This is a genomic window from Serratia sp. GW822-FHT06E05 (genome assembly GCF_058799445.1).
The window spans coordinates 1,107,418-1,129,842 of record NZ_JBXALM010000001.1 but is presented as its reverse complement, the minus strand read 5'-3'; the positions used below and the strand labels follow the sequence as shown (position 1 = coordinate 1,129,842).

Sequence of the window (22,425 nt, the reverse complement as noted above, 5' to 3'; positions counted from 1 at the left end):
TGTTGAACGTTGCTACGGGGGTAAACGGAAAGGGCTCCGGAGGCATTACATCCTCGGTGCCGCCATCGGCTGGCGACGAGTGAGCCGATTAACGGCTACGGAAGACAATGCGGCCTTTGCTCAGGTCGTACGGGGTCAGCTCTACAGTGACTTTGTCGCCCGTCAGGATGCGGATGTAGTTCTTACGCATTTTACCGGAGATATGTGCGGTTACCACGTGCCCGTTTTCCAATTCAACGCGGAACATGGTGTTCGGCAGCGTATCAAGAACGGTGCCCTGCATTTCAATATTGTCTTCTTTGGCCATCGAATCCTCTAGGTCTAACTACCTTAGTTTTTAACCGGCAAGATAATGCCGAAAAACCCACATTATGTAAAGAAGTGTCGGCGAACATTGCACCGTTTCCGCAAAATTAGTTTGTTGGGGAGGGTGGTTCAACCTGCTGTGGGGGTAACACTTGCGGTGCCCAACACTCTGGCGCTAATGGCTTGCGTTGAAGTTGGCTGAGCTGCTGCAAAAATTGTCTTCGGGGGATCTCTTTCGCTCCCAGCGTGGCAGTGTGAGCGTTAAGCACCTGACAGTCAATCAATTCTCCGCCATAAGCGGCAAAATGACGGCAAAAAGCCATCAAAGCGCATTTGGACGCGTTGGGGGTACGGCTAAACATCGATTCGCCGCAGAACAGGGCGCCCTGAGCCACGCCGTACATGCCCCCCACCAGCTTGTCATCCTGCCACACCTCTATCGAATGAGCGAAACCGAGGCGGTGCAGGTGCAGATAAGCGCGCTGCACCTCCGGGCCAATCCAGGTGCCTTCCTCCGGCCGATCGGCACAGGCAGCGATCACCGCCGCAAAGTCGTGATTTAGCGTGACGCGGAAGGGGTTGCTGCGCAAAAAGCGTTTCAGACTGCGGCTGATATGGCGTTCGGCAGGAAACAGCACCGCCCGCGGATCGGGCGACCACCACAAAATGGCCTCCCCGGGGGAAAACCAGGGAAAAATGCCGCGCTCATAGGCAGCCAATAGACGAGGCGCTGTCAAATCACCGCCGATAGCCAGCAAACCGTTAGGATCGCGCAGTGCGCCCTCAGGAGAGGGGAACACCAGCGACTGCGATGACAGCTTAACAATGCGCATATAAGGTCTCAGCGTCCTCTACAGGCCCTTTTACAGCGGTATACCGCTGATACGTTGACGGAACTGGGCATAACGCCCCTGCTGACGCATCAGGCTGAGGTGATCGCCTTGCTCAACGATGCGCCCACCGTCCATCACGCAAATTCGGTCAAGGTGTTCCAATCCATACAGGCGGTGGGTCACCAGGATCAGCGTTTTTCCCTGGCAATGTCGGCGCAGCAGCGCCAGGATCTGCTGTTCGGTTTCGGCATCCAGACCTTCGGTCGGCTCATCGAGCAACAACAGCGGCGCCTGATGCAGCAATGCGCGAGCAATGCCCAGACGGCGCTGCTCGCCGCCGGAAAGCTGTCGGCCACCGTCTCCCAGCCAGGCGTTGAGCCCCTCGTTTTCCAGCAGCTTGTCCAACCCGACCTGCTGCAACACTTCGCGCAACTGTTCGTCGGTCGCCGTTGGGGCGGCGATGCGCAAGTTTTCGCGCAGCGTATCGCTAAAGATGTGTACTCGCTGACTGACGACGGTGGTCATCTGACGCAGCGTGGTTTCATCGTAAGCGGCCAAGGGATGGCCGTTGAGCAGCATCTGCCCGCTGTCGGCGTTCCAGGCGCGGGTGAGCAACTGCAGCAGGGTCGATTTACCGCACCCGGTGCGGCCGAGCAATGCAATATGTTCACCGGCGGTAATCTCCAGCGTGACGTCCTGCAACACCGGCTGCGGCTGGCCGGGATAGGTAAAGGTAACCTGTTGCAGACTTAGCATGGCACCGTTTTCGGCAGTTGGGCCATCGGCAGGGAAGGTCACTTCCGGTTGTCGATCGATGACCTGCTTCACCCGCGTGGCGGAAGCTATCACCTGTCCCAGGTGCTGGAAGGCGCCGGCTACCGGCATCAAGGCTTCAAACGAAGCCAGGGCGGCAAACACGAACAACGCAATCAGCGCGCCGGGTTGGCTGTCGCCACCGATACCGGCAGCGGTGAGCCACAACATCAACGTCACGGTCAGGCCGCTGGCCAGGATCATCAAAGCCTGTGCCATGCCGCCCAACGAAGCTTGCTGCCACTGACGGCGCTGCCACTGTTTTTCAGTGGCATCCAGAGCCGCACGGAACTGATCCACGGCACCGAATACCACCAGCTCAGCCTGGCCCTGAAGCCAGGCGGTCAGATCGGTACGGTACTGGCCGCGCAGGGCGGTCAACTGGCCGCCAATCGGCTTGCCGGCACCGTAAAATACCGGCGGCACCAGCAGCAACAGCAACAGCAGGATGCCGCCCAGCGTCAGGGCCAGTGAAACGTCCAGCCAGCTCAGGCCGTAAGTCACCACGACAATCACCACGGCGGCGCTGACCAGCGGTGAAATTACCCGCAGATACAGATGATCCAGCGTATCGACATCCGCCACCAGTCGATTCAGCAAATCGGCCTGTCGGAAGCGGGCAATGCCTCCCGGCGACAGCGGCAGGATCTTTTTAAAGGTGAAGACCCGCAGATGAGACAGCACGCGGAAGGTGGCGTCGTGGCTGACGACCCGTTCGGCATAGCGCCCGGCGGTGCGGAAAATGGCGGCACCACGCACGCCGGCCGCCGGCAGCATGTAGTTGAAGGTAAACAGGCCCGCCAGCCCGGCCAGGGCGGAGGCGGCGAGGAACCAACCGGACAGCGCCAACAGGCCGATACTGGCCAGTAGCGTAATGATGGCCAGAATTATGCCCAGACAAATCAGCAGGCTGTGACGACGGTACAGCGCCAGGAACGGCAGCAAAACGCGCATGATTATAGATCCCCGCGGCGGTGAGCGATCAGGTTGGCAAACAGGCCCGGTTGGGCGCTCAGCGTGGCGTAATCGCCTTGCTGGACGATGTGTCCGCCTTCCATTACCCAAATCTGGTCGTAATCTTCGGTATCTTCCAACTGGTGAGTCACCAGCAGTGTGGTTTGTTGATGCGAAGCCGCATTCAGCGCCTGCATGACTTGCCGCTCGCTGTGGGCGTCGAGACTTGCGGCCGGTTCATCCAACAGCAGCAAACGGCGCGGGCTGATCAACGCCCGGGCGACAGCCACACGTTGCGCTTGCCCGACGGACAGGCGCGCGGCGTTATCGCCGACTTCGGTATCCAGACCCTGCGGCAGATACGGCAGGATCTCGCCGACATAGGCGTCCTCTACGGCCTGTTGCAGTTGGGCTTCGCTGGCCTGCGGATTGCCCAACAGTATGTTGGCGCGCAGCGTTTGCGCCGGTAGGTGCGGATTTTGTCCTACCCAGCCGAGTTGCTGGCGCCAGCCTTCGGCGGCCAGTTCGCGCAGTTCGATACCATTAATCCGCAGAGAACCGCGATAGGGTAAAAACCCGAGCAGCAGGTTCAGCAACGAACTTTTCCCGGCACCACTTAACCCGACCAAGGCAATGCGCTGGTTGGCGGGCAGAGTGAAGCTCAGCGGCCCGGCCAGCAGCACGCCATTGGGCGACAGGATCTCCAGATCCTGTGCTTGCAGCTCCAGCGGCGCATCGGCATCCAGGATTTGTGTGCCATTGCCCATTTGTTCGCCCTCGGCGCTGAGAAAGGTTTCCAGTGCTTCGGCGGCACCCACGGCTTGCGCCTTGGCGTGGTAGAAAGTCCCCAGGTCGCGCAACGGCTGGAAGAACTCCGGTGACAGGATCAGCACCAGGAAGCCGGCAAACAGCGTGACGCCGGTGCCATAACTGCCGAAATTAAGTTCGCCAAGGAACGAGAAGCCAAAATAGACCGCCACCACGGCGATAGAAATGGAGGCAAAGAACTCCAGCACCGCCGATGACAGGAAAGCCAGACGGAGTACCTCCATGGTGCGGCTACGGAAGTCTTCAGACGATTTGGCAATCTGCTCGGTTTCCGCCTGCGCCCGATTGAATAAGCGCAGCGTGTCTAACCCCCGCAGGCGGTCGAGGAAGTTACCACTCAGCCGTGCCAGCGCCACGAAGTTGCGTCGGTTGGCATCGGCGGCACCCATGCCGACCAGCGCCATAAACATGGGGATCAGCGGCGCGGTGGTCAACAGAATCAGACCGGCGGCCCAGTTGATCGGGAATACGGTGATCAGGATCAGCAGCGGGATAAACACCGCCAGATACATCTGCGGTAAATAACGGGAATAGTAGTCCTGCATATCCTCGATCTGTTCGACGATGATGCTGGCCCAACTGCCGGCCGGTTTTCCCTGGATCCAGGCGGGGCCGAGTTGTTGCAGTTTATCCAGCACCTGCTGACGCATGCGCTGGCGGATCACTTGTCCGCAGATAAAGCCGACGCGTTCACGCAGCCAACTCAGCACGGCCCGCAGCGCGAAGGTGGCAGCCAACCAGATAAACGACGGAATCAACTGTTCACGTGGCGCCTGTTCGATAATCAGGGCGTGGAGCAGGGCGGCCAACAGCCATGCCTGAGCGACAATAAGCATGCCGCTGATTAGCCCCAACAACATGGAAAGGCGCAACCAACGCTGCGCCAGGGTGCTCTGAGTTTTGAGCCAACGGGTTAATTGCTGCTGTCTGGTTTTTTTCATCAGATATGAGTCTGCGTCGCCGGTGCCTATTGTTACAGGCAAGGTTAACGTACTGTTAAAAAAAGTGTTTGCCCCAACCTGAAGCGAACAAGTGAAGGCCAATGTTACCTCTTCACCCGGCAGACTGAAAATAATAAAGCGGTCAAATATCGCTATAACAGACCGCGGCAGCAGGATTAGGGCACCGCTTGACTGGCTGCTTCCGCCGCCAAGGCGGTTTGCACGGATCTGCGCTGGCTAATCAGCGACATATAACGGGTTATCGATGGCCAGTATTTTAGGTCGATGGAAAACTGATCCATCCAGCGCAGTACGGTGAACAGATAGGCATCCGCGACGCTGAAAGTTTCTCCCAATAGAAACGCCGGTTCGTCCAGCGTCTGAGCAACAAAATCGAGGCGGCGTCGCAGCTTGTCGCGAAACAGCGTTTTGACCTCTTCCGGCAGGGTTGAGTTGAACAGCGGGCTGGATCCCGCGTGGATCTCGCAGGTAATGAAGTTCAGCCACTCCTGCAAGCGCACCCGTTCGAAGGTCGAGTTTGGTGGGGCCAGCCCGGCCTCAGGGCGCATATCCGCCAGATACTGCACGATGGCAGTGCCTTCGGTGATCACCTGTCCGTCGTCCAGCATCAGCGCGGCGACGTAACCTTTGGGATTCACCCGATAAAAGTCTCCGCCGTCGGCGCTGCGCTTGGTGCGGTTATTGACGCGGATCAGTTCGAACGGCAAATCCAATTCCCGCAGCACGATATGTGGCGAGAGGGAGCAGGTATCGGGCGCAAAATAGAGTTTCATCGACATATTCCTGAGGCAAAAAGCGACATCGCTTGGCCGTCAGAATGCCGTCGGCGCCGCCGGCAGAAAAATTAGAATCTCAGAAACCCGGTATCAGCTCAGCTACTGACGGGCAACGGCAAATGATCCTGTAGAAAGTGCAACAGAGTTTGCACTGGCGCGGAGCTTGCACCGGCGAATGAACAAACCAGGCCAAAATGGCGATAAAGTGGCGCGCTCAGCGGCAGGGTGCAAATGCCTGGCGTATCGGCCGGTATCACCGATGCGGGCACCAGCGATACGCCGATCCCTTCACGTACCAGCGTCAGCGCGGTGTTCCAGTCACTGACGGTGACGCGGACATCCGTCAGCGCCAAACCTGCCTGCTGCACCAGCAACTGGGCATTGAGCTGGCAACCTCCGGTAGCCAAGACAAACGGCTGTTTGACCAGTTCATTGAAATCTATCGGCTGGCGGTTTCTGGCAAGCTTATGATCAGTGGCCGTCACGGTAAGCCATAGGTCTTTTCCCAGCGGGTGGCTTTGCCGTTCCGGTTTCGGATTCAACACTATGCCCACGTCGGCAGCTTCCAATGCCAGCCAGTTTTCGACCTCCAGATCGGTACCTTCCAACTGCACCAGTTCAATGGCGGGAAAGCGGCGGTGAAATTTGCGTAGCAACGGGGGTAACAACAGCGCAAATGCTGAAGGGAAACTGGCCAGGCGTATTTTGCCGGCGTGCGAGCTTTGCGCCTGCTGCGCGCAGTGTTGGATTGCATTGAGTTCGGCCAGCATGGTGCGGGCATGGGCGACGATTTGTTCACCACTTTGCGTTAGCGCAACGCTGTGCGGCAGCCGAACCAACAACGGAGTGTTCAACGCCTCTTCCAACTGAGCGATAGCCTGACTGGCGCCAGACTGTGTCATGCCGCATTGACTTGCCGCCAGGGTGATCTTGCCGCTGTCGGCTACGGCAACCAACAGACGCCAGTGGAGAAGATTCTGCATCGAAGACCCGCCTGATGGTGTTTGAGATACAAAAAAAGCGGCTAATAAATAGCCGCTTTCAGGATGACAGTCTGTGCCGTTACAGAACTTCTGCGTCGGCAATACCGTCCAGATAACGCTCTGCGTCCAGCGCAGCCATACAACCGGTCCCGGCGGAAGTGATCGCCTGGCGGTAGATGTGGTCCATCACGTCGCCGGCGGCGAATACGCCCGGAATGGTGGTTTGGGTGGCATTGCCGTGAATGCCGGACTGCACCTTGATATAGCCGTTTTCCAGCTCCAACTGGCCACCGAAAATGCTGGTGTTCGGGCTGTGGCCGATGGCAATAAATACGCCGGCCAGCGCCAGTTCACGCGTTTCATTTTCCGCTTTGGTGCTGCGAATGCGTACGCCGGTAACGCCCATTTCGTCACCCAGTACTTCGTCCAGGGTGTGGTCGGTATGCAGCACGATATTGCCGTTTTTCACTTTCTCCATCAGCCGGTTGATCAGGATCTTCTCTGAACGGAAGCTGTCGCGACGGTGGATCAGGTGAACTTCGGCCGCGATATTGGACAGATACAGCGCTTCTTCTACCGCCGTATTGCCACCGCCTACAACGGCGACTTTCTGATTACGGTAGAAGAAACCGTCGCAGGTAGCGCAGGCGGAAACGCCTTTGCCTTTGAAGGCTTCTTCTGTCGGCAGGCCAAGATAGCGGGCTGATGCGCCGGTGGCGATAATCAGCGCATCACAGGTGTATTCGCCACTGTCGCCAAACAGACGGAATGGACGGTTCTGCAGATCAACGCTGGTGATATGGTCAAACACGATCTCGGTTTGGAATTTTTCTGCATGCTCACGCATACGCTCCATCAGCGCCGGACCAGTCAGGTCTTCGGCATCACCCGGCCAGTTTTCCACTTCGGTGGTGGTGGTCAGCTGACCCCCTTGTTCCATACCGGTAATCAGCACCGGGCTCAGGTTGGCGCGCGCTGCGTAAACCGCGGCGGTGTAGCCAGCCGGGCCGGAGCCCAGAATCAATAATTTGCTGTGTTTAGCCGTGCCCATGAATAACCTCTTTTCCCACAATGGCGGACAATGGATACGATTGTAGGGAAAATGCGGCATTAAAAAAAGCGTCAGGGGATGTTGTTAACGATTTGTTTGATAGTCATTGCCTATTAATTATTGTTTTGCTGCTTAAGCGAGCGCAAAACGCAGCAATTTAACTTATGGAAGCCGCTTGCGGGCGTTTGGCACTCAAACGGCCGGAAACAGCACATCAAGCGGGTTTAAGTGCCTTGCCCACGGCGTTTTTAAGCCAGCGATTCATAACTAAAAACGGGGTGCTAACTTTTCATGACGGTACGTTCTTCTGATTTTGCTTCTTTTACTTTGACAATCCGCTGCGCATTTGCGAAAACATCATAGGAAGAAGAAATTATCCTCCCACCTGCAGTAAATCGTACGTATTTGCGGCGTTGGCGCAGGATTTTGCGCCGTTGCCGGATCTGCGTACGGCAGGGGAGGAACATCGCGCAAGCGGATGGCACCTTTCTTCTTGCTTAAAACACCTTGTGCAGAGTTTGACAGACAGGCTGCGCAGCGGTGAATGATGGTAGTGAAGCATATGACAGGCATCGGGTCTTCGCTTGGAACGAGCCCTTACACATTGACGTTGGCTAGGGTGTGGCAAGTGCAGGGAAGAAAATAAGAGAGACAATAATAATGGCAGACAATAAGAAACGCCCGGGTAAAGATCTCGATCGTATCGACCGCAACATCCTCAACGAACTGCAAAAGGATGGGCGTATTTCGAACGTTGAACTTTCGAAGCGCGTGGGGTTATCCCCAACCCCATGTTTAGAACGCGTGCGCCGCCTCGAGCGCCAGGGTTTTATTCATGGTTATACTGCGTTGCTCAACCCGCATTATCTGGATGCGTCCCTGTTGGTCTTCGTGGAAATCACGTTGAACCGTGGTGCCCCGGATGTGTTTGAGCAATTCAACTCAGCAGTTCAGAAGCTTGAAGAAATTCAGGAGTGTCATCTGGTGTCCGGTGATTTCGACTATCTGTTGAAAACCCGCGTGCCGGATATGTCCGCTTACCGTAAGTTGCTTGGCGAAACCTTGCTGCGTCTGCCGGGGGTTAACGACACCCGTACGTACGTGGTAATGGAAGAAGTGAAACAGAGCAACCGTCTGGTTATCAAAACACGGTAGGGTGCAGGTGCAAAACCTGATTAAATTGGTTACACTCCTGTTTATCCATACAGTTTCAGCGCCGGGGAAGCTTCTCGGCGCTGTTGCTATGTCAGCTAACAGGAACCTGGAGAGCCTTTCTTGAGCCAGGAATATACAGAAGATAAAGAAGTTACCTTGAGAAAACTCAGCAGCGGTCGCCGTTTGCTCGAAGCTGTGTTGATTGTGGTAGCCATATTTGCCATTTACCTCATGGCTGCCTTGGTCAGTTTCAATCCCTCTGACCCAAGCTGGTCGCAGACCGCGTGGCATGAGCCTATTCATAATCTGGGCGGTGGCGTCGGGGCCTGGTTGGCCGACACGCTGTTCTTCACCTTCGGGGTACTCGCCTATGCGATACCGCCGATCATGCTGGTGTTGTGCTGGGCGGCTTATCGTCAGCGCGGCAGCGGCGAATACATCGATTACTTTGCGCTTTCACTGCGCCTGATCGGCACATTGGCGCTGGTGCTCACTTCGTGTGGCCTGGCGGCACTGAACGTCGACGATCTCTATTACTTTGCCTCCGGCGGCGTTATCGGCAGTTTGCTGAGCAACGCCATGCTCCCCTGGTTCAACGGCATTGGCGCAACCTTGGCGCTGCTTTGCGTTTGGGCGGCGGGCCTTACGCTGTTTACCGGCTGGTCATGGCTGGTGATTGCCGAGAGGATCGGCGGCGTGGTGCTGGGGACGGCCACCTTTATGACCAACCGTTCGCGCCGTGACGATCGTTATCACGACGATGACGACCGTTATGTCGAAGATCAGCCAGAATCGGCAGAGAAAGGGGCAGCGCTTGCTGTGGCCTCGACGGCGGCTGCGGCCAACGCGGCGGAGGACGACGTCTTGTTCTCAGCGCCTTCGGTGACGGAAACCGCCAAAATTGCGGCGGAAGAGGCTGAGGATCCATTGCTCAGCGGCCTGCGGACGAATGACGACGAAGATGCCGATGTCGCGCCTGTCGCGCCAGCGGTGGCTCGTGAACCTGTTACCGCAGCCCCGGTTGTGGCGCAGGCGCCGTCGGTTACGGTAGCTCCAACGGCTCCGGCCTCGGTGAACCAGAGTCCGATGAGTACGCCAGCGGAAAACAGTGCTCCACCGCTGTATTCATTTGAAATTCCTGAAGAGACGCCGACGCCGAAGGTAACGCGTCTGGCCGATCCTTACCAGGACGATGACGAGCCGCGTATGGGGAACTGGGACGCGCCTGCAGCATCACCGTCGCACGATCGTTCTCCGTTTGATTTCTCCGCCGCTCAACGCGATAGCGCTGACGTCAGTGCTCCGGCCGGTTTCAGTGCCGGTGAGCCTGCAGTGCCATCGTTCGGCAGCGTGAAACCTCAGGCGCAGGCTGCAGCAACGACAGCTGCCGGCGCTGTTGCCGCCAATACCTTTATGCCGGCCTTTACGGCCACCAGCGACGCTAACTCGCAGGTCAAACAAGGCCTGGGGCCTGAGTTGCCGCGTCCGAATCCGGTGCGCATCCCAACCCGACGTGAACTGGCTTCTTACGGCATCAAGTTGCCTTCGCAGCGAATGGCCGAACAGGAACAGCGTAACCGTGGGGACGACGAACCATTGCCGAATGCCACTGCTCTTCCGTCAGATCAAGACGATGAAGCTTTGCAGGAAGCGGCGCTGCGTCAGGCGTTTGCCGAGCAGCAAAACCAACGTTATGGCGAGGAGTACGCGCAGGATAACCAGGATGATGAGGCTGCTCTGCAAGAGGCCGAACTGCGTCAGGCGTTTGCCGAACAGCAGAATCAGCGCTATGGGCAGCAAGAGGCTGCGCCTTCGGTACAGCCAACTACGCCAGTAGATACTCGTAATGCGTTCGGCTTCTCGCCGATGGATGATTTGGTTGACGATGGCCCGGTTGAGCCACTGTTCACCCTGTCGCCACAGCTTGAAGATCGCATTGAGCAACAAAGCGAACGCGAGGATGATGTGCCTTTCGGCCAGTTTGAGCCAGCCGCGCCGGCTTATGCGCCGCCAACGCAACCTCAGACTCCGCCAGCGCAAGCTTATCAGCCTGCTCAACCTGCTTATCAGCAACCGGCAGCGCAACAGCAACCACCGGCCTATCAGCAGCCTGTAGCGCCGACGGCCCCGCAGCAGCCGGCAATGGACAGCCTGATCCACCCGTTCCTGATGCGCAACGATATGCCGTTGCAAAAACCGACCACGCCTCTACCGACGCTTGATCTGCTGACCGAAGCGCCGAAAGAGGTTGAGCCGGTGGATTCCTTCGCGTTGGAACAGAAGGCGCGTTTGGTGGAGGCCAGCCTGGCCGATTATCGGGTGAAAGCCGACGTGGTAGACATTTTGCCAGGCCCGGTCATTACCCGTTTCGAACTGGATCTGGCGCCGGGCGTTAAAGCAGCGCGTATTTCCAACCTGTCGCGTGACCTGGCGCGTTCACTGTCAACTTCCGCCGTGCGTGTGGTTGAAGTGATCCCCGGCAAGCCCTACGTCGGCCTGGAGTTGCCTAACGTTAAACGTCAGACGGTCTATCTGCGAGAAGTGCTGGATTGCCCGGCATTCCAAGATAATCCATCGCCGTTGGCGATCGTTCTGGGTAAAGACATCTCCGGCGAGCCGGTGGTGGCCGACTTGGCGAAAATGCCACACCTATTGGTGGCGGGGACCACCGGTTCCGGTAAATCGGTTGGGGTCAATGCCATGATCCTGAGCATTCTGTATAAGGCCACGCCGAAAGAAGTGCGCTTTATCATGATTGACCCGAAAATGCTGGAGCTGTCGGTCTATGAAGGTATTCCGCACCTGCTGACGGACGTGGTTACCGACATGAAAGACGCCGCCAATGCCTTGCGTTGGTGCGTCGCCGAGATGGAGCGTCGATACAAGCTGATGTCTGCGCTCGGCGTGCGTAACCTGGCAGGTTACAACGAACGTGTCGATCAGGCCGAGGCGATGGGACGTCCAATCCCGGATCCGTTCTGGAAACCGACCGACAGCATGGACATCACGCCGCCGGTTCTGGAGAAAGAGCCTTACATCGTGGTGATGGTCGACGAGTTCGCTGACCTGATCATGACGGTTGGTAAAAAGGTTGAGGAGCTGATTGCTCGTCTGGCGCAGAAAGCGCGTGCGGCGGGTATCCATCTGGTGCTGGCAACACAGCGTCCTTCGGTGGATGTGATCACCGGCCTGATCAAGGCCAATATCCCGACCCGTATCGCCTTTACCGTGTCGAGCAAGATTGACTCGCGCACTATCCTCGATCAGGGCGGTGCTGAATCGCTGCTGGGGATGGGCGACATGTTGTATCTGGCCCCTAACTCCTCCATTCCGGTCCGTGTACATGGTGCATTTGTGCGCGATCAGGAAGTGCATGCGGTAGTTAAGGATTGGAAAGCGCGTGAGCGACCTCAATATAAAGAGGGTATCCTCAACGGCGGTGACGACGGTGAGGGTGGTGCTGGTGGCGGTCTGGAAGGTGATGAAGAGCTGGATCCGCTGTTTGACCAGGCGGTGGAGTTTGTGGTGGATAAACGCCGCGCCTCCATTTCCGGCGTACAGCGTCAGTTCCGTATCGGCTATAACCGTGCCGCGCGCATCATCGAACAGATGGAAGCGCAGGGCATCGTCAGCGAGCAGGGGCACAACGGCAACCGCGAGGTGCTGGCACCGCCACGGCATGACTGAAGAAGCTTTAGTCGTTGTTATTTAATAATAAAGGGCCGCTTAGCGGCCCTTTAGACTGATGACAAACACCCGAAAAACGTGGTTTTCGGATGTTTGGGATAAACCTGAAGACATAATCCTTTGTTTTATTAGTGCATAAAACCTAACTTTTGAGTACAGAGGACTTTGTCAGCACTCTGAAGGGCCGCTTGGCGGCCCTTGTGCAAAGAAGCGTAAACCCTCGGCTTCTCAGAACATTGGCCTATCTGCCTGCGGATAGCTTCGGGTAGAGTAAGGGTGTTAAGGGTTAATTTGACCCGCACGGCACCGCCTTGCGGTAAACGCATTTCATAAGGTATCTGGAATAATGAAAAAACTGTTAGTTGCCTGTTGTCTGCTTTCGGGATTCGCTTCCACCTCTGTGCTGGCCGACGCTGCGCAGGATTTGCAAAGTCGCCTGGCGAAAGTGAACAGTTTCCACGCCAGCTTCGCCCAGACCGTTACCAGCAGCGATGGTGCTGCGGTACAGCAGGGGGAAGGTGAACTCTGGGTGAAACGTCCGAACCTGTTTAATTGGCATATGACCTCGCCGGACGAGAGCGTGCTGGTGTCGGATGGCCAAACCTTATGGTTCTACAATCCTTTTGTTGAGCAAGTCACCGCGACTTGGTTGAAAAATGCGACCGGCAATACGCCATTTATGCTGATTACCCGCAATAACGCCAACGACTGGAAACAGTACAACGTTAAACAGAAAGGCGATGATTTTGAGCTGACGCCAAAATCCAGCAGCGGTAACCTGAAGCAGTTCGCCATTACCGTGACCAACAGCGGCACCATCCGCAGTTTTGCTGCGGTTGAGCAGGATGGTCAGCGCAGTTCTTACGCGCTGAAAAGTCAGCAGAACGTTGCTGCTGATGCCAGCAAATTCAAATTTACCCCGCCGAAGGGGGTGACGCTGGACGACCAGCGCCAGTGAGGTCCGCGTGAGTAACATGTCGCTCGATTTTTCCCAGAATGAGTTCCAGCCATTGGCCGCGCGGATGCGGCCAACCACGCTGGCGCAATACATCGGCCAGCAACACCTGCTGGCTGCCGGTAAGCCTTTGCCGCGCGCCATCGAGGCGGGGCAACTGCATTCGATGATTCTGTGGGGGCCGCCCGGCACCGGGAAAACGACGCTGGCGGAGCTGATCGGCCGCTACGGCCAGGCGGACGTCGAGCGAATTTCCGCCGTGACATCGGGCATCAAAGAAATCCGTGAGGCGATTGAGCGGGCACGACAGAATCGTGACGCCGGTCGTCGCACCATTTTGTTTGTCGATGAGGTACACCGTTTCAACAAAAGCCAGCAGGATGCCTTTCTGCCGCACATTGAAGACGGCACCATTACCTTTATTGGCGCGACAACCGAAAACCCGTCCTTTGAGCTTAACTCGGCGCTGTTGTCCCGCGCCCGGGTGTATTTGCTGAAAGCGTTGACGGCAGAAGATATCAGCCAGGTGCTTGATCAGGCGATGCAGGACAACAGCCGGGGGTTTGGCGGCCAGAATATCGAGCTGCCGGAAGAGACTCGCCGCATGCTGTCGGAACTGGTGGGCGGCGATGCGCGCCGGGCGTTGAACAGCCTGGAAATGATGGCGGACATGGCGGAGATCGACGCCAAAGGCATTCGCGTGCTGACGCCGGAATTACTGAAAGAAGTCTCCGGCGAACGCAGCGCGCGCTTCGACAATAAAGGCGATCGTTTTTACGATCTTATTTCGGCGCTGCATAAATCGGTGCGAGGTTCCGCCCCGGATGCTGCGCTGTACTGGTATGCGCGCATTATTACCGCCGGAGGCGATCCGCTGTATGTGGCGCGCCGGCTGCTGGCCATTGCTTCGGAAGATGTCGGCAATGCCGATCCGCGCGGTATGCAGGTGGCGATCGCCGCCTGGGACTGCTTTACCCGCGTTGGTCCGGCCGAAGGTGAACGTGCGATTGCTCAAGCGATCGTTTACCTGGCCTGCGCGCCAAAAAGTAATGCCGTTTATACCGCCTTCAAAGCGGCGATGCGCGATGCTAAAGAGCGGGCGGATTATGATGTGCCCGAACATCTGCGCAATGCGCCAACCAAGCTGATGAAGGAAATGGGGCTGGGTGCAGAGTACCGTTACGCTCATGACGAACCCAATGCCTATGCCGCCGGTGAGGACTATTTCCCGGCCGAAATGGCCAGGACGCGTTACTATCATCCAACCGCACGCGGGCTGGAAGGTAAAATCGGCGAAAAGCTGGCATGGCTGGCTGAGCAGGATCAAAATAGCCAGACAAAACGCTACCGCTAGCGTTGCCGTTGCGGTAAGGTTAGCGGGTACCACTCTTCCTTTATGCGGCTTTTAAACAGCCGCATAAAACAACAAATTTTCTTTCAATAACAATAAGCACAGGATTAGCATGCTCGATCCCAATCTGCTGCGTAATGAGCTAGACGCAGTCGCCGTCAAACTGGCTCGCCGAGGCTTTAAACTCGATCTGGATCTGCTGCGTTCTCAAGAAGAGCGTCGCAAAGTTCTGCAGGTAGAAACTGAAATGCTGCAGGCAGAACGTAACTCCCGATCGAAATCCATCGGCGCGGCTAAAGCGCGCGGGGAAGACATTGAGCCGCTGCGTCGCGAAGTCAACGAGCTGGGTGACAAGCTGGATATTGCCAAGGCCGCTCTGGATCAGTTGCAGACTGAAATCCGCGATTATGCGTTGGCGATCCCGAACCTGCCGGATGATGCAGTGCCGGATGGCAAAGACGACAGCGATAACCAGGAAGTCAGCCGCTGGGGCGAGCCGCGCCAGTATGATTTCCAGGTACGCGATCATGTGGATCTGGGCGAAATGGCCGGTGGTCTGGACTTCGCCGCCGCCGTAAAACTGACCGGTTCACGCTTTGTGGTGATGAAAGGGCAAATCGCCCGCATGCACCGTGCGTTATCCCAGTTCATGCTGGATCTGCATACCGAACAGCACGGCTACCAGGAAACCTACGTGCCTTACCTGGTTAACCACGCCACGTTGTACGGTACCGGCCAGTTGCCGAAGTTTGGTGAAGATCTGTTCCACACCAAACCGCTGGAAGAGGAATCCGACAGCAGCAACTACGCGCTGATCCCAACTGCAGAAGTGCCGTTGACCAACCTGGTACGCGACGAGATCCTGGAAGAAGAATCACTGCCGCTGAAGATGACCGCGCATACGCCATGTTTCCGTGCCGAAGCTGGTTCTTATGGTCGCGATACCCGCGGTCTGATCCGCATGCACCAGTTCGACAAGGTCGAGATGGTGCAAATTGTCCGTCCGGAAGACTCCATGGCTACGCTGGAAGAGCTGACCGGTCATGCGGAGAAAGTGCTGCAGCTGCTGAACCTGCCGTACCGTAAAATGTTGCTGTGTACCGGCGACATGGGGGCAGGCTCATGCAAGACCTACGATCTGGAAGTGTGGCTGCCGGCGCAGAACACTTACCGTGAAATCTCATCTTGTTCCAACATGTGGGATTACCAGGCACGCCGCATGCAGGCTCGCTGCCGTAGCAAAACCGAGAAGAAGCCGCGCCTGGTGCATACGCTGAACGGTTCTGGTCTGGCAGTCGGTCGTACGCTGGTTGCCGTGCTGGAAAACTACCAGCTGGCCGATGGCCGTGTTCAGGTGCCGGAAGTATTACGTCCGTATATGGGCGGCCTGGAATATATCGGCTAACGTATTGCCAGTTCTATGAAAAGCGCCTGCGGGCGCTTTTTTTATAAGAAAATTATTATCCTTTTGTTCGAAAGGACTTTTTCTTTCATCTCCTTCCCCCGCTTTATTGATAGCAGACAAAGTTCACTACCCACTTCTGAGTAATATCCCTTTATAGAGGAGGGTTTTTACTCAAGCTCATCAGCAGACATCAGTTCTGTCTCCTCTGCTCGCCGCCTTGAGTCAAAGGCATGACGTTTATCAATACCAGGGTAAAACGTGGAGTGAGTTATGTCGGAAAACAAAGAAAACAGCCAAGTGTCTGCAGGCGTCAGCCGTCGCACCTTGGTAAAGTCCGGCAGTATCGTCGGGCTGGCTATGGCCGTGGGGGGTATAGCCCTACCGTTTAGTCGCCGCGCATTGGCGGATTCAATCAGCGAAAGTGTGCAAAAAACCGCGCAGGATAAAGTGGTTTGGGGGGCTTGCTCGGTCAACTGCGGCAGCCGCTGCGCCTTGCGTTTGCACGTGCGTGATAACGAAGTCTATTGGGTCGAAACCGATAACACCGGGCTGGACGCATATGGCGACCACCAGGTTCGGGCCTGTTTGCGTGGCCGTTCTATTCGCCGCCGCATGAATCATCCCGATCGTCTGAATTACCCGATGAAACGTGTTGGCAAGCGGGGTGAAGGCAAGTTCAAGCGCATCAGTTGGGAAGAAGCTTTTGATAGCATTGCCGACAACCTAAAACGCATCGTCGAACAGTACGGTAACGAAGCAGTATATATCAATTACACCTCGGGCATCGTCGGCGGCAATATTACCCGTTCGTCACCGAATGCGTCGCTGGTCGCTCGGCTGATGAACTGCTATGGCGGTTACCTCAGCCAGTACGGCACCTACAGCACAGCGCAAATCGCCTGCGCCATGCCCTATACCTATGGCAGCAACGAAGGCAACAGCACGTCTGACATCGAAAACAGCAAGCTGGTGGTGATGTTCGGTAACAACCCGGCGGAAACGCGGATGAGCGGCGGCGGCATTACCTATTATCTGGAGCAGGCGCGTGAACGTTCTCATGCGCGCATGATCGTTATCGATCCGCGTTATACCGATACGGCCGCCGGACGTGAGGACGAATGGATCCCTATTCGTCCCGGCACGGATGCGGCATTGGTTGCCGGGCTGGCGCATGTATTGATCAGCGAACAGTTGGTCGACCAACCGTTTCTGGATCGGTATTGCATCGGCTATGACGAAAAAACCTTGCCAGCCGATGCGCCGGTAAATGGGCATTATAAGGCTTACATTCTTGGGCAAGGTGAAGACGGCGTTGAAAAAACGCCGCAGTGGGCGGCGAAAATTACCGGCATTCCGGCCGAACGTATTATCAAACTGGCGCGGGAAATAGGCACGGCGAAACCAGCCTACATCTGCCAGGGCTGGGGGCCACAGCGACAGGCCAATGGCGAACTGACCTCGCGTGCAATCGCCATGCTGCCTATCCTGACCGGCAATGTTGGCATCAATGGCGGCAACAGCGGGGCGCGTGAATCAACCTACACCATTACTATTGAGCGGATGCCGGTATTGGCAAACCCGGTCAAAGCGCAAATCTCCTGTTTTAGCTGGACCGATGCCATAGTGCGCGGTCCGGAGATGACCGCCAAACGCGACGGGGTTCGTGGGCAGGACAAACTGAATGTGCCGATCAAGTTCATCTGGAACTATGCCGGTAACACCATCACCAACCAGCATTCCGACATCAACAAAACCCACGATATTTTGCAGGATGAATCCCAGTGCGAAATGATCGTGGTGCTCGAAAACTTTATGACCTCGTCGGCCAAATATGCCGACATTTTACTGCCGGATCTGATGACCGTCGAACAGGAAGACATTATTCCCAACGACTATGCCGGCAACATGGGGTACCTGATCTTTATCCAGCCTGCAACCCCCGCCAAATTTGAACGCAAGGGCATCTATGAGGTGCTGAGTGAAGTGGCGCGTCGGCTGGGGCCTGAGGTGCATCAGAAGTTCACCGAAGGGCGTACCCAGGCACAGTGGTTGCAACATTTGTACGCCAAAATGCAAGACAGGGATCCGCTGCTGCCGGGTTATGAAGAGTTGCGCAGTATGGGGATTTATAAGCGTAAAGATCCCAATGGGCATTTTGTCGCCTACAAAAAATTCCGCCAGGATCCCAAAGCGAATCCATTAAAAACGCCGTCCGGCAAGATAGAAATCTATTCCTCCAGGCTGGCTGAGATCGCCGACAGCTGGCAGTTGGAAAAAGATGAAACCATCAGCCCGTTGCCAATTTACGCCTCTACTTTTGAAGGTTGGGACGATCCTCTGCGCAACACTTATCCATTGCAAATGTTTGGCTTCCATTACAAGGCCCGTACCCACTCGACCTACGGCAACATCGATGTGTTGCAGGCGGCCTGTCGTCAGGAGGTGTGGATCAACCCACTGGACGCCCAGTCGCGCGGCATTATCGGCGGCGACAAGGTGCGGGTATTTAATGGGCGTGGCGAAGTGCGTGTCGAAGCCAAAGTGACGCCGCGGATCATGCCTGGCGTTGTCGCGATGGGGCAGGGAGCCTGGCATCAGGCCGATATGCGCGGTGACCGTGTCGACCATGGTGCCTGTATGAATACCCTGACCACCCACCGGCCTTCGCCGTTGGCCAAGGGTAATCCGCAGCATACCAACCTGATTCAAATCGAAAAGGTATAACCCTGCGTACTTGAAGCCGCATCTTTGTTGGCCGCCTGCGCTTACCTCAGTCACGTACTACCTGTACGCATCCTGGGGATGCGCTTAGTTGCCGCCGCGATGCAACTCCAACTACCTCGGGTGTAAGGGAGGACCAAATGACTCAGCAATATGGATTCTTTATCGATTCAAGTCGTTGCACTGGCTGCAAAACCTGCGAACTGGCTTGCAAAGACTATAAAAATTTGACGCCGGACGTCAGTTTCCGCCGCATCTATGAATATGCCGGAGGAGATTGGTTCCAGGATGGCGACGGCTGGCAACAAAACGTGTTCGCCTATTATCTGTCGATTGCCTGCAACCACTGTGAAGATCCCGCCTGCACCAAAGTGTGTCCGACCGGCGCGATGCACAAGCGGGAAGACGGCTTTGTAGTGGTGAATGAAGAGGTGTGTATCGGCTGTCGCTACTGCCATATGGCCTGCCCATACGGCGCACCTCAGTACAATTCGACCAAGGGCCACATGACCAAGTGCGATGGCTGTTATAAGCGGGTAGCCGAAGGCCATAAACCTATCTGCGTGGAATCTTGTCCACTGCGGGCCCTGGATTTTGGCCCGATTGAGCAACTGCGGCAGCAGCATGGTTCTCTGGCGCAGGTGGCCCCCTTGCCGGCGGCGCATTTTACCCGACCGTGCCTGGTGGTAAAACCCAATGCCAACAGCCGCCCAAGTGGCGACACCACTGGCTATTTGGCCAATCCAAAGGAGGTTTGATATGGGCATGGGATGGCAAGAATGGCCGCTGATGTTGTTTACCGTATTGGGACAATGTGTGGTAGGGGGGGTTATCGTCATGGGGCTCGCCATAATTGGCGGTAACCTGAACGAACAGCAGCGCAGGGCAGTTCATCGCGCGATGTTCTTCCTGTGGTTGTTGATGGGTATTGCTTTCATTGCTTCCACGCTGCACCTCGGTTCGCCGTGGCGGGCGTTTAACTCGTTGAACCGCATTGGCGCTTCGGCATTGAGTAACGAAATAGCCGCTGGCGCCTTGTTCTTCGCCGTCGGCGGTTGTTATTGGCTGTTGGCGGTATTGGGCAAAATACCGCCGTTATTGGGTCGCGTGTGGTTGTGGGTGACCATGGCTCTGGGCTTGGTCTTTGTTTACATGATGACGCGGGTATATCAAATCGATACGGTGCCAACCTGGCATAACGGTTACACTACGCTGAGCTTTTTCCTGACGGTACCGATCGGGGGGCCAATGCTGGGCGTTTTGTTGCTGCGTTTTGCGGGGCTGGACGTTACGACCCGGCATTCACTGGCTACCCTGAGCGTGGTGGCGCTGCTGGTCAGTCTGGGGAGCGTTTTGATGCAAGGCTACGAACTGGCCAGCATCAGCAGTTCGGTACAGCAGGCATCAGCGCTTATCCCACAGTACGGCCAATTAATGGTTGGGCGTTTGGTGCTGGTGGTGCTGGGGTTGGGCTGCTGGATCTGCCCGCTACTGCGCCGTGGTAACGCTAGCGTGATGGGAATGGCTTTAGGTTTGATTCTGGTTATCGCCGGTGAGCTGGTTGGGCGGGGCGTGTTCTACGGCCTGCATATGACCGTCGGCATGGCGGTGGCCGGTTAATATTGTAGTGAGGCGCAGTGATAAACTGCGCCCTTAAAAGGATCCTTGATTTATGACGCTTGAAAATATCGCTTTAACGGGGCGGGTACTGGGTGTGTTGCTGTACGCGCCGCCAGAAAGTGAAGACGGCCAACAGCTCTTGGCAACCCTGTCTGAATCTGAGTGGGTCAAAGAGTGGCCGTACGGCGATGCTGATCGGTTACAGAAGGCGGCTGCGCTGATTGCGACCGGTATTGAAGATCAACAGGATGAATCCCTGGCGGAAGCTTACCAACGTCTGTTTGTGGGGCCTGATACCTTACCGGCGCCATTATGGGGTTCGGTGTATCTGGACAAAGAGAACGTGCTGTTTGGTCATTCGACCCTGCGGTTGCGCAAGTGGTTACGGGCCAACGGCATAGAAGCTCAGCACGATCGCAATGAGCCGGAAGATCATATTGGCACTTTGCTGATGATGGTGGCGTGGCTGGCCGAAGAACGTCAGGGCGGGTTGGTCGAGCAACTGCTGACGAAACATTTGTTGCCATGGGCACCACGCTATCTGGAACTGCTGGAAGCCAATGCGCAGCATCCTTTCTATCAGGGACTGGCCCAATTAGCGCAAATCACCCTGGGTGCCTGGGGTGCGGAATGCACGGCTGAAGTTGAATCTTTAGAACTGTATTTCTGATAAAAAATGAATGGCCGTCAGGTGCCTAACATCGCAGGCGCCGGCGGCCACTCCGCCGTTAAATAGGCCGCGTAATACAAATTGTGCGGTATACATATAAGAGCTGATTGACTTTTTTATCGCCAGTGGCATGATGCGCGCACTCTCATTGCGCGTTCGGTTTCAATCTCACTATGTCCGCATACTCCCGCCCAGTGCTCCTGCTGCTCTGTGGCTTGTTGCTGCTCACGGTCTCTATCGCCGTATTGAATACGCTAGTCCCTCTTTGGTTGACTCATGCTCAGTTGTCAACCTGGCAGGTAGGAATGGTAAGTTCCTCTTACTTTACCGGCAATCTGGTCGGCACGCTGATTGCGGGCAAACTCATCCAGCGCATTGGTTTTACCCGCAGCTATCATCTTGCCTGTGTGGTATTCGCCGTGGCGACTGCCGGTATGGCATTGTCGCTCGATTTTTGGAGTTGGATGGGCTGGCGTTTCTTTGCCGGCATCGGCTGCGCCTGGATCTGGGTGATCGTCGAAAGCGCCTTGCTGCGGAGCGGTAATCTGTCTAACCGTGGGCAATTGCTGGCGGCTTATATGATGGTTTATTACCTGGGTACGGTTGTCGGCCAACTGCTGTTAAGTATGGTATCGACCGAACTGTTGAATGTGGTGCCATGGGTCACGGCCATCGTGCTGAGTGCCACGCTGCCGATGCTGTTTGCCCGGGTTAACAGTCGGCACGACGAACCCCAACAGGCTGCGGTTTGGCCAATGTTGAAGCGCCGTAGCGCGCGGTTGGGGATTAATGGCTGTATCATTTCCGGCATTGTACTCGGCTCGCTATACGGCCTGATGCCGCTGTACCTGTCCCATCAGGGCATGAGTGACGCCAACGTGGGTTACTGGATGGCATTGCTGGTCAGCTCAGGCATTGTCGGGCAATGGCCGGTCGGGCGTCTGGCAGACCGCTATGGTCGTTTGCTGGTGCTGCGCATTCAGGTGTTTGTGGTGATCCTTGCCAGTATCGCCATGCTTGGTAACTATGCGATGGCACCGGCGTTGTTTATTCTCGGTTGTGCCGGGTTCACCTTATATCCGGTGGCGATGTCCTGGGCTTGTGAAAAGGCGTTGCCGCATGAGCTGGTGGCGATGAACCAGGCATTGTTGATGAGCTATACCATTGGCAGTCTGCTTGGTCCGTCGATGACGGCGCTGCTGATGCAAAATTATTCCGACCGCCTGTTGTTTGTGATGATTGCTGCCGTTGCCCTGGTCTATCTGATGATGCTGCTGAGAAAGCCGGATCGTCACCACACTCCGTTGGCTGCCGCCTAAGCATAAAAAACCCGGCCATTGTGTGCCGGGTTTTTT

17 protein-coding genes are annotated in these 22,425 nt (G+C 56.3%); 10 read left to right on the top strand and 7 right to left on the bottom strand.

The genetic code is table 11. The features are described 5' to 3' along the window. Positions 1-88 precede the first annotated feature (88 nt). From infA to trxB, 7 genes are all read right to left on the bottom strand, one after another. Positions 89-307: a translation initiation factor IF-1 gene (gene infA / locus AC1RKC_RS05350; RefSeq protein WP_002211347.1), complete on the bottom strand. Its 219-nt coding sequence runs from the start codon at positions 305-307 to the stop codon at positions 89-91. Between the two features lie 106 nt (positions 308-413). Further along, a complete protein-coding gene (gene aat, locus AC1RKC_RS05345; RefSeq protein ID WP_046374008.1) occupies positions 414-1,139 on the bottom strand; it encodes a leucyl/phenylalanyl-tRNA--protein transferase in 726 nt (241 codons plus the stop codon). A 30-nt stretch (positions 1,140-1,169) separates the two neighbouring features. Continuing rightward, the gene (gene cydC, locus AC1RKC_RS05340) at positions 1,170-2,906 is read right to left on the bottom strand and encodes a heme ABC transporter ATP-binding protein/permease CydC (protein WP_115059292.1); all 1,737 of its coding nucleotides are present in this window, start codon (positions 2,904-2,906) and stop codon (positions 1,170-1,172) included. Positions 2,907-2,908: 2 nt separating this feature from the next. After that, positions 2,909-4,675 carry a heme ABC transporter permease/ATP-binding protein CydD gene (cydD, locus tag AC1RKC_RS05335; RefSeq protein ID WP_493091956.1) on the bottom strand — a complete coding sequence of 589 codons (1,767 nt, stop codon included), beginning with the start codon at positions 4,673-4,675 and terminating at the stop codon, positions 2,909-2,911. A 176-nt stretch (positions 4,676-4,851) separates the two neighbouring features. Then, on the bottom strand, positions 4,852-5,469 hold the full coding sequence (gstA, locus tag AC1RKC_RS05330; protein ID WP_261156881.1) for a glutathione transferase GstA: 618 nt from the start codon (positions 5,467-5,469) through the stop codon (positions 4,852-4,854). A gap of 98 nt (positions 5,470-5,567) precedes the next feature. Continuing rightward, positions 5,568-6,455 carry a LysR family transcriptional regulator gene (locus tag AC1RKC_RS05325; RefSeq protein ID WP_493091958.1) on the bottom strand — a complete coding sequence of 296 codons (888 nt, stop codon included), beginning with the start codon at positions 6,453-6,455 and terminating at the stop codon, positions 5,568-5,570. Between the two features lie 79 nt (positions 6,456-6,534). Beyond that, positions 6,535-7,506, bottom strand: a complete 972-nt coding sequence (gene trxB, locus AC1RKC_RS05320) for a thioredoxin-disulfide reductase (RefSeq protein WP_020826112.1) — start codon at positions 7,504-7,506, stop codon at positions 6,535-6,537. A 660-nt stretch (positions 7,507-8,166) separates the two neighbouring features. On the opposite strand from trxB, the gene lrp reads away from it, so the two are divergent. The 10 genes from lrp to AC1RKC_RS05270 all read left to right on the top strand — a co-directional run bounded on the left by lrp (position 8,167) and on the right by AC1RKC_RS05270 (position 22,389). Further along, on the top strand, positions 8,167-8,661 hold the full coding sequence (gene lrp / locus AC1RKC_RS05315; protein ID WP_004928318.1) for a leucine-responsive transcriptional regulator Lrp: 495 nt from the start codon (positions 8,167-8,169) through the stop codon (positions 8,659-8,661). A 120-nt stretch (positions 8,662-8,781) separates the two neighbouring features. Then, entirely contained in the window at positions 8,782-12,348 is a 3,567-nt protein-coding gene (locus tag AC1RKC_RS05310; protein ID WP_493091961.1) for a DNA translocase FtsK 4TM domain-containing protein, read from the top strand. A 346-nt stretch (positions 12,349-12,694) separates the two neighbouring features. Then, positions 12,695-13,306 (top strand): outer membrane lipoprotein periplasmic chaperone LolA, encoded by a 612-nt coding sequence (lolA, locus tag AC1RKC_RS05305; RefSeq protein ID WP_020826114.1) that lies wholly within the window; start codon positions 12,695-12,697, stop codon positions 13,304-13,306. A 7-nt stretch (positions 13,307-13,313) separates the two neighbouring features. Continuing rightward, positions 13,314-14,657, top strand: a complete 1,344-nt coding sequence (locus AC1RKC_RS05300; protein ID WP_258089917.1) for a replication-associated recombination protein A — start codon at positions 13,314-13,316, stop codon at positions 14,655-14,657. A gap of 109 nt (positions 14,658-14,766) precedes the next feature. After that, positions 14,767-16,059: a serine--tRNA ligase gene (gene serS, locus AC1RKC_RS05295; RefSeq protein ID WP_020826116.1), complete on the top strand. Its 1,293-nt coding sequence runs from the start codon at positions 14,767-14,769 to the stop codon at positions 16,057-16,059. Between the two features lie 270 nt (positions 16,060-16,329). Further along, positions 16,330-18,783, top strand: coding sequence for a selenate/tellurate reductase subunit YnfE (ynfE, locus tag AC1RKC_RS05290; protein ID WP_493091963.1), 2,454 nt, complete (start codon positions 16,330-16,332; stop codon positions 18,781-18,783). 137 nt (positions 18,784-18,920) lie between these two features. Beyond that, a complete protein-coding gene (locus AC1RKC_RS05285) occupies positions 18,921-19,538 on the top strand; it encodes a DMSO/selenate family reductase complex B subunit (protein ID WP_046374000.1) in 618 nt (205 codons plus the stop codon). 1 nt (position 19,539) lies between these two features. Beyond that, positions 19,540-20,400: a dimethyl sulfoxide reductase anchor subunit family protein gene (locus AC1RKC_RS05280; RefSeq protein WP_493091965.1), complete on the top strand. Its 861-nt coding sequence runs from the start codon at positions 19,540-19,542 to the stop codon at positions 20,398-20,400. Positions 20,401-20,452: 52 nt separating this feature from the next. Continuing rightward, positions 20,453-21,070 carry a Tat proofreading chaperone DmsD gene (gene dmsD / locus AC1RKC_RS05275; RefSeq protein WP_020826119.1) on the top strand — a complete coding sequence of 206 codons (618 nt, stop codon included), beginning with the start codon at positions 20,453-20,455 and terminating at the stop codon, positions 21,068-21,070. A 173-nt stretch (positions 21,071-21,243) separates the two neighbouring features. Beyond that, positions 21,244-22,389: an MFS transporter gene (locus AC1RKC_RS05270; protein WP_041414385.1), complete on the top strand. Its 1,146-nt coding sequence runs from the start codon at positions 21,244-21,246 to the stop codon at positions 22,387-22,389. The last annotated feature ends 36 nt before the right edge of the window (positions 22,390-22,425 follow it).

What these genes read in the sequence shown, in the direction of transcription:
- infA (WP_002211347.1), bottom strand. Translation starts at nt 307, where the DNA reads ATGGCCAAAGAAGACAATATTGAAATGCAGGGCACCGTTCTTGATACG.
- aat (WP_046374008.1), bottom strand. Translation starts at nt 1,139, where the DNA reads ATGCGCATTGTTAAGCTGTCATCGCAGTCGCTGGTGTTCCCCTCTCCT.
- cydC (WP_115059292.1), bottom strand. Translation starts at nt 2,906, where the DNA reads ATGCGCGTTTTGCTGCCGTTCCTGGCGCTGTACCGTCGTCACAGCCTG.
- cydD (WP_493091956.1), bottom strand. Translation starts at nt 4,675, where the DNA reads ATGAAAAAAACCAGACAGCAGCAATTAACCCGTTGGCTCAAAACTCAG.
- gstA (WP_261156881.1), bottom strand. Translation starts at nt 5,469, where the DNA reads ATGAAACTCTATTTTGCGCCCGATACCTGCTCCCTCTCGCCACATATC.
- AC1RKC_RS05325 (WP_493091958.1), bottom strand. Translation starts at nt 6,455, where the DNA reads ATGCAGAATCTTCTCCACTGGCGTCTGTTGGTTGCCGTAGCCGACAGC.
- trxB (WP_020826112.1), bottom strand. Translation starts at nt 7,506, where the DNA reads ATGGGCACGGCTAAACACAGCAAATTATTGATTCTGGGCTCCGGCCCG.
- lrp (WP_004928318.1), top strand. Translation starts at nt 8,167, where the DNA reads ATGGCAGACAATAAGAAACGCCCGGGTAAAGATCTCGATCGTATCGAC.
- lolA (WP_020826114.1), top strand. Translation starts at nt 12,695, where the DNA reads ATGAAAAAACTGTTAGTTGCCTGTTGTCTGCTTTCGGGATTCGCTTCC.
- serS (WP_020826116.1), top strand. Translation starts at nt 14,767, where the DNA reads ATGCTCGATCCCAATCTGCTGCGTAATGAGCTAGACGCAGTCGCCGTC.
- ynfE (WP_493091963.1), top strand. Translation starts at nt 16,330, where the DNA reads ATGTCGGAAAACAAAGAAAACAGCCAAGTGTCTGCAGGCGTCAGCCGT.
- AC1RKC_RS05285 (WP_046374000.1), top strand. Translation starts at nt 18,921, where the DNA reads ATGACTCAGCAATATGGATTCTTTATCGATTCAAGTCGTTGCACTGGC.
- AC1RKC_RS05280 (WP_493091965.1), top strand. Translation starts at nt 19,540, where the DNA reads ATGGGCATGGGATGGCAAGAATGGCCGCTGATGTTGTTTACCGTATTG.
- dmsD (WP_020826119.1), top strand. Translation starts at nt 20,453, where the DNA reads ATGACGCTTGAAAATATCGCTTTAACGGGGCGGGTACTGGGTGTGTTG.
- AC1RKC_RS05270 (WP_041414385.1), top strand. Translation starts at nt 21,244, where the DNA reads ATGTCCGCATACTCCCGCCCAGTGCTCCTGCTGCTCTGTGGCTTGTTG.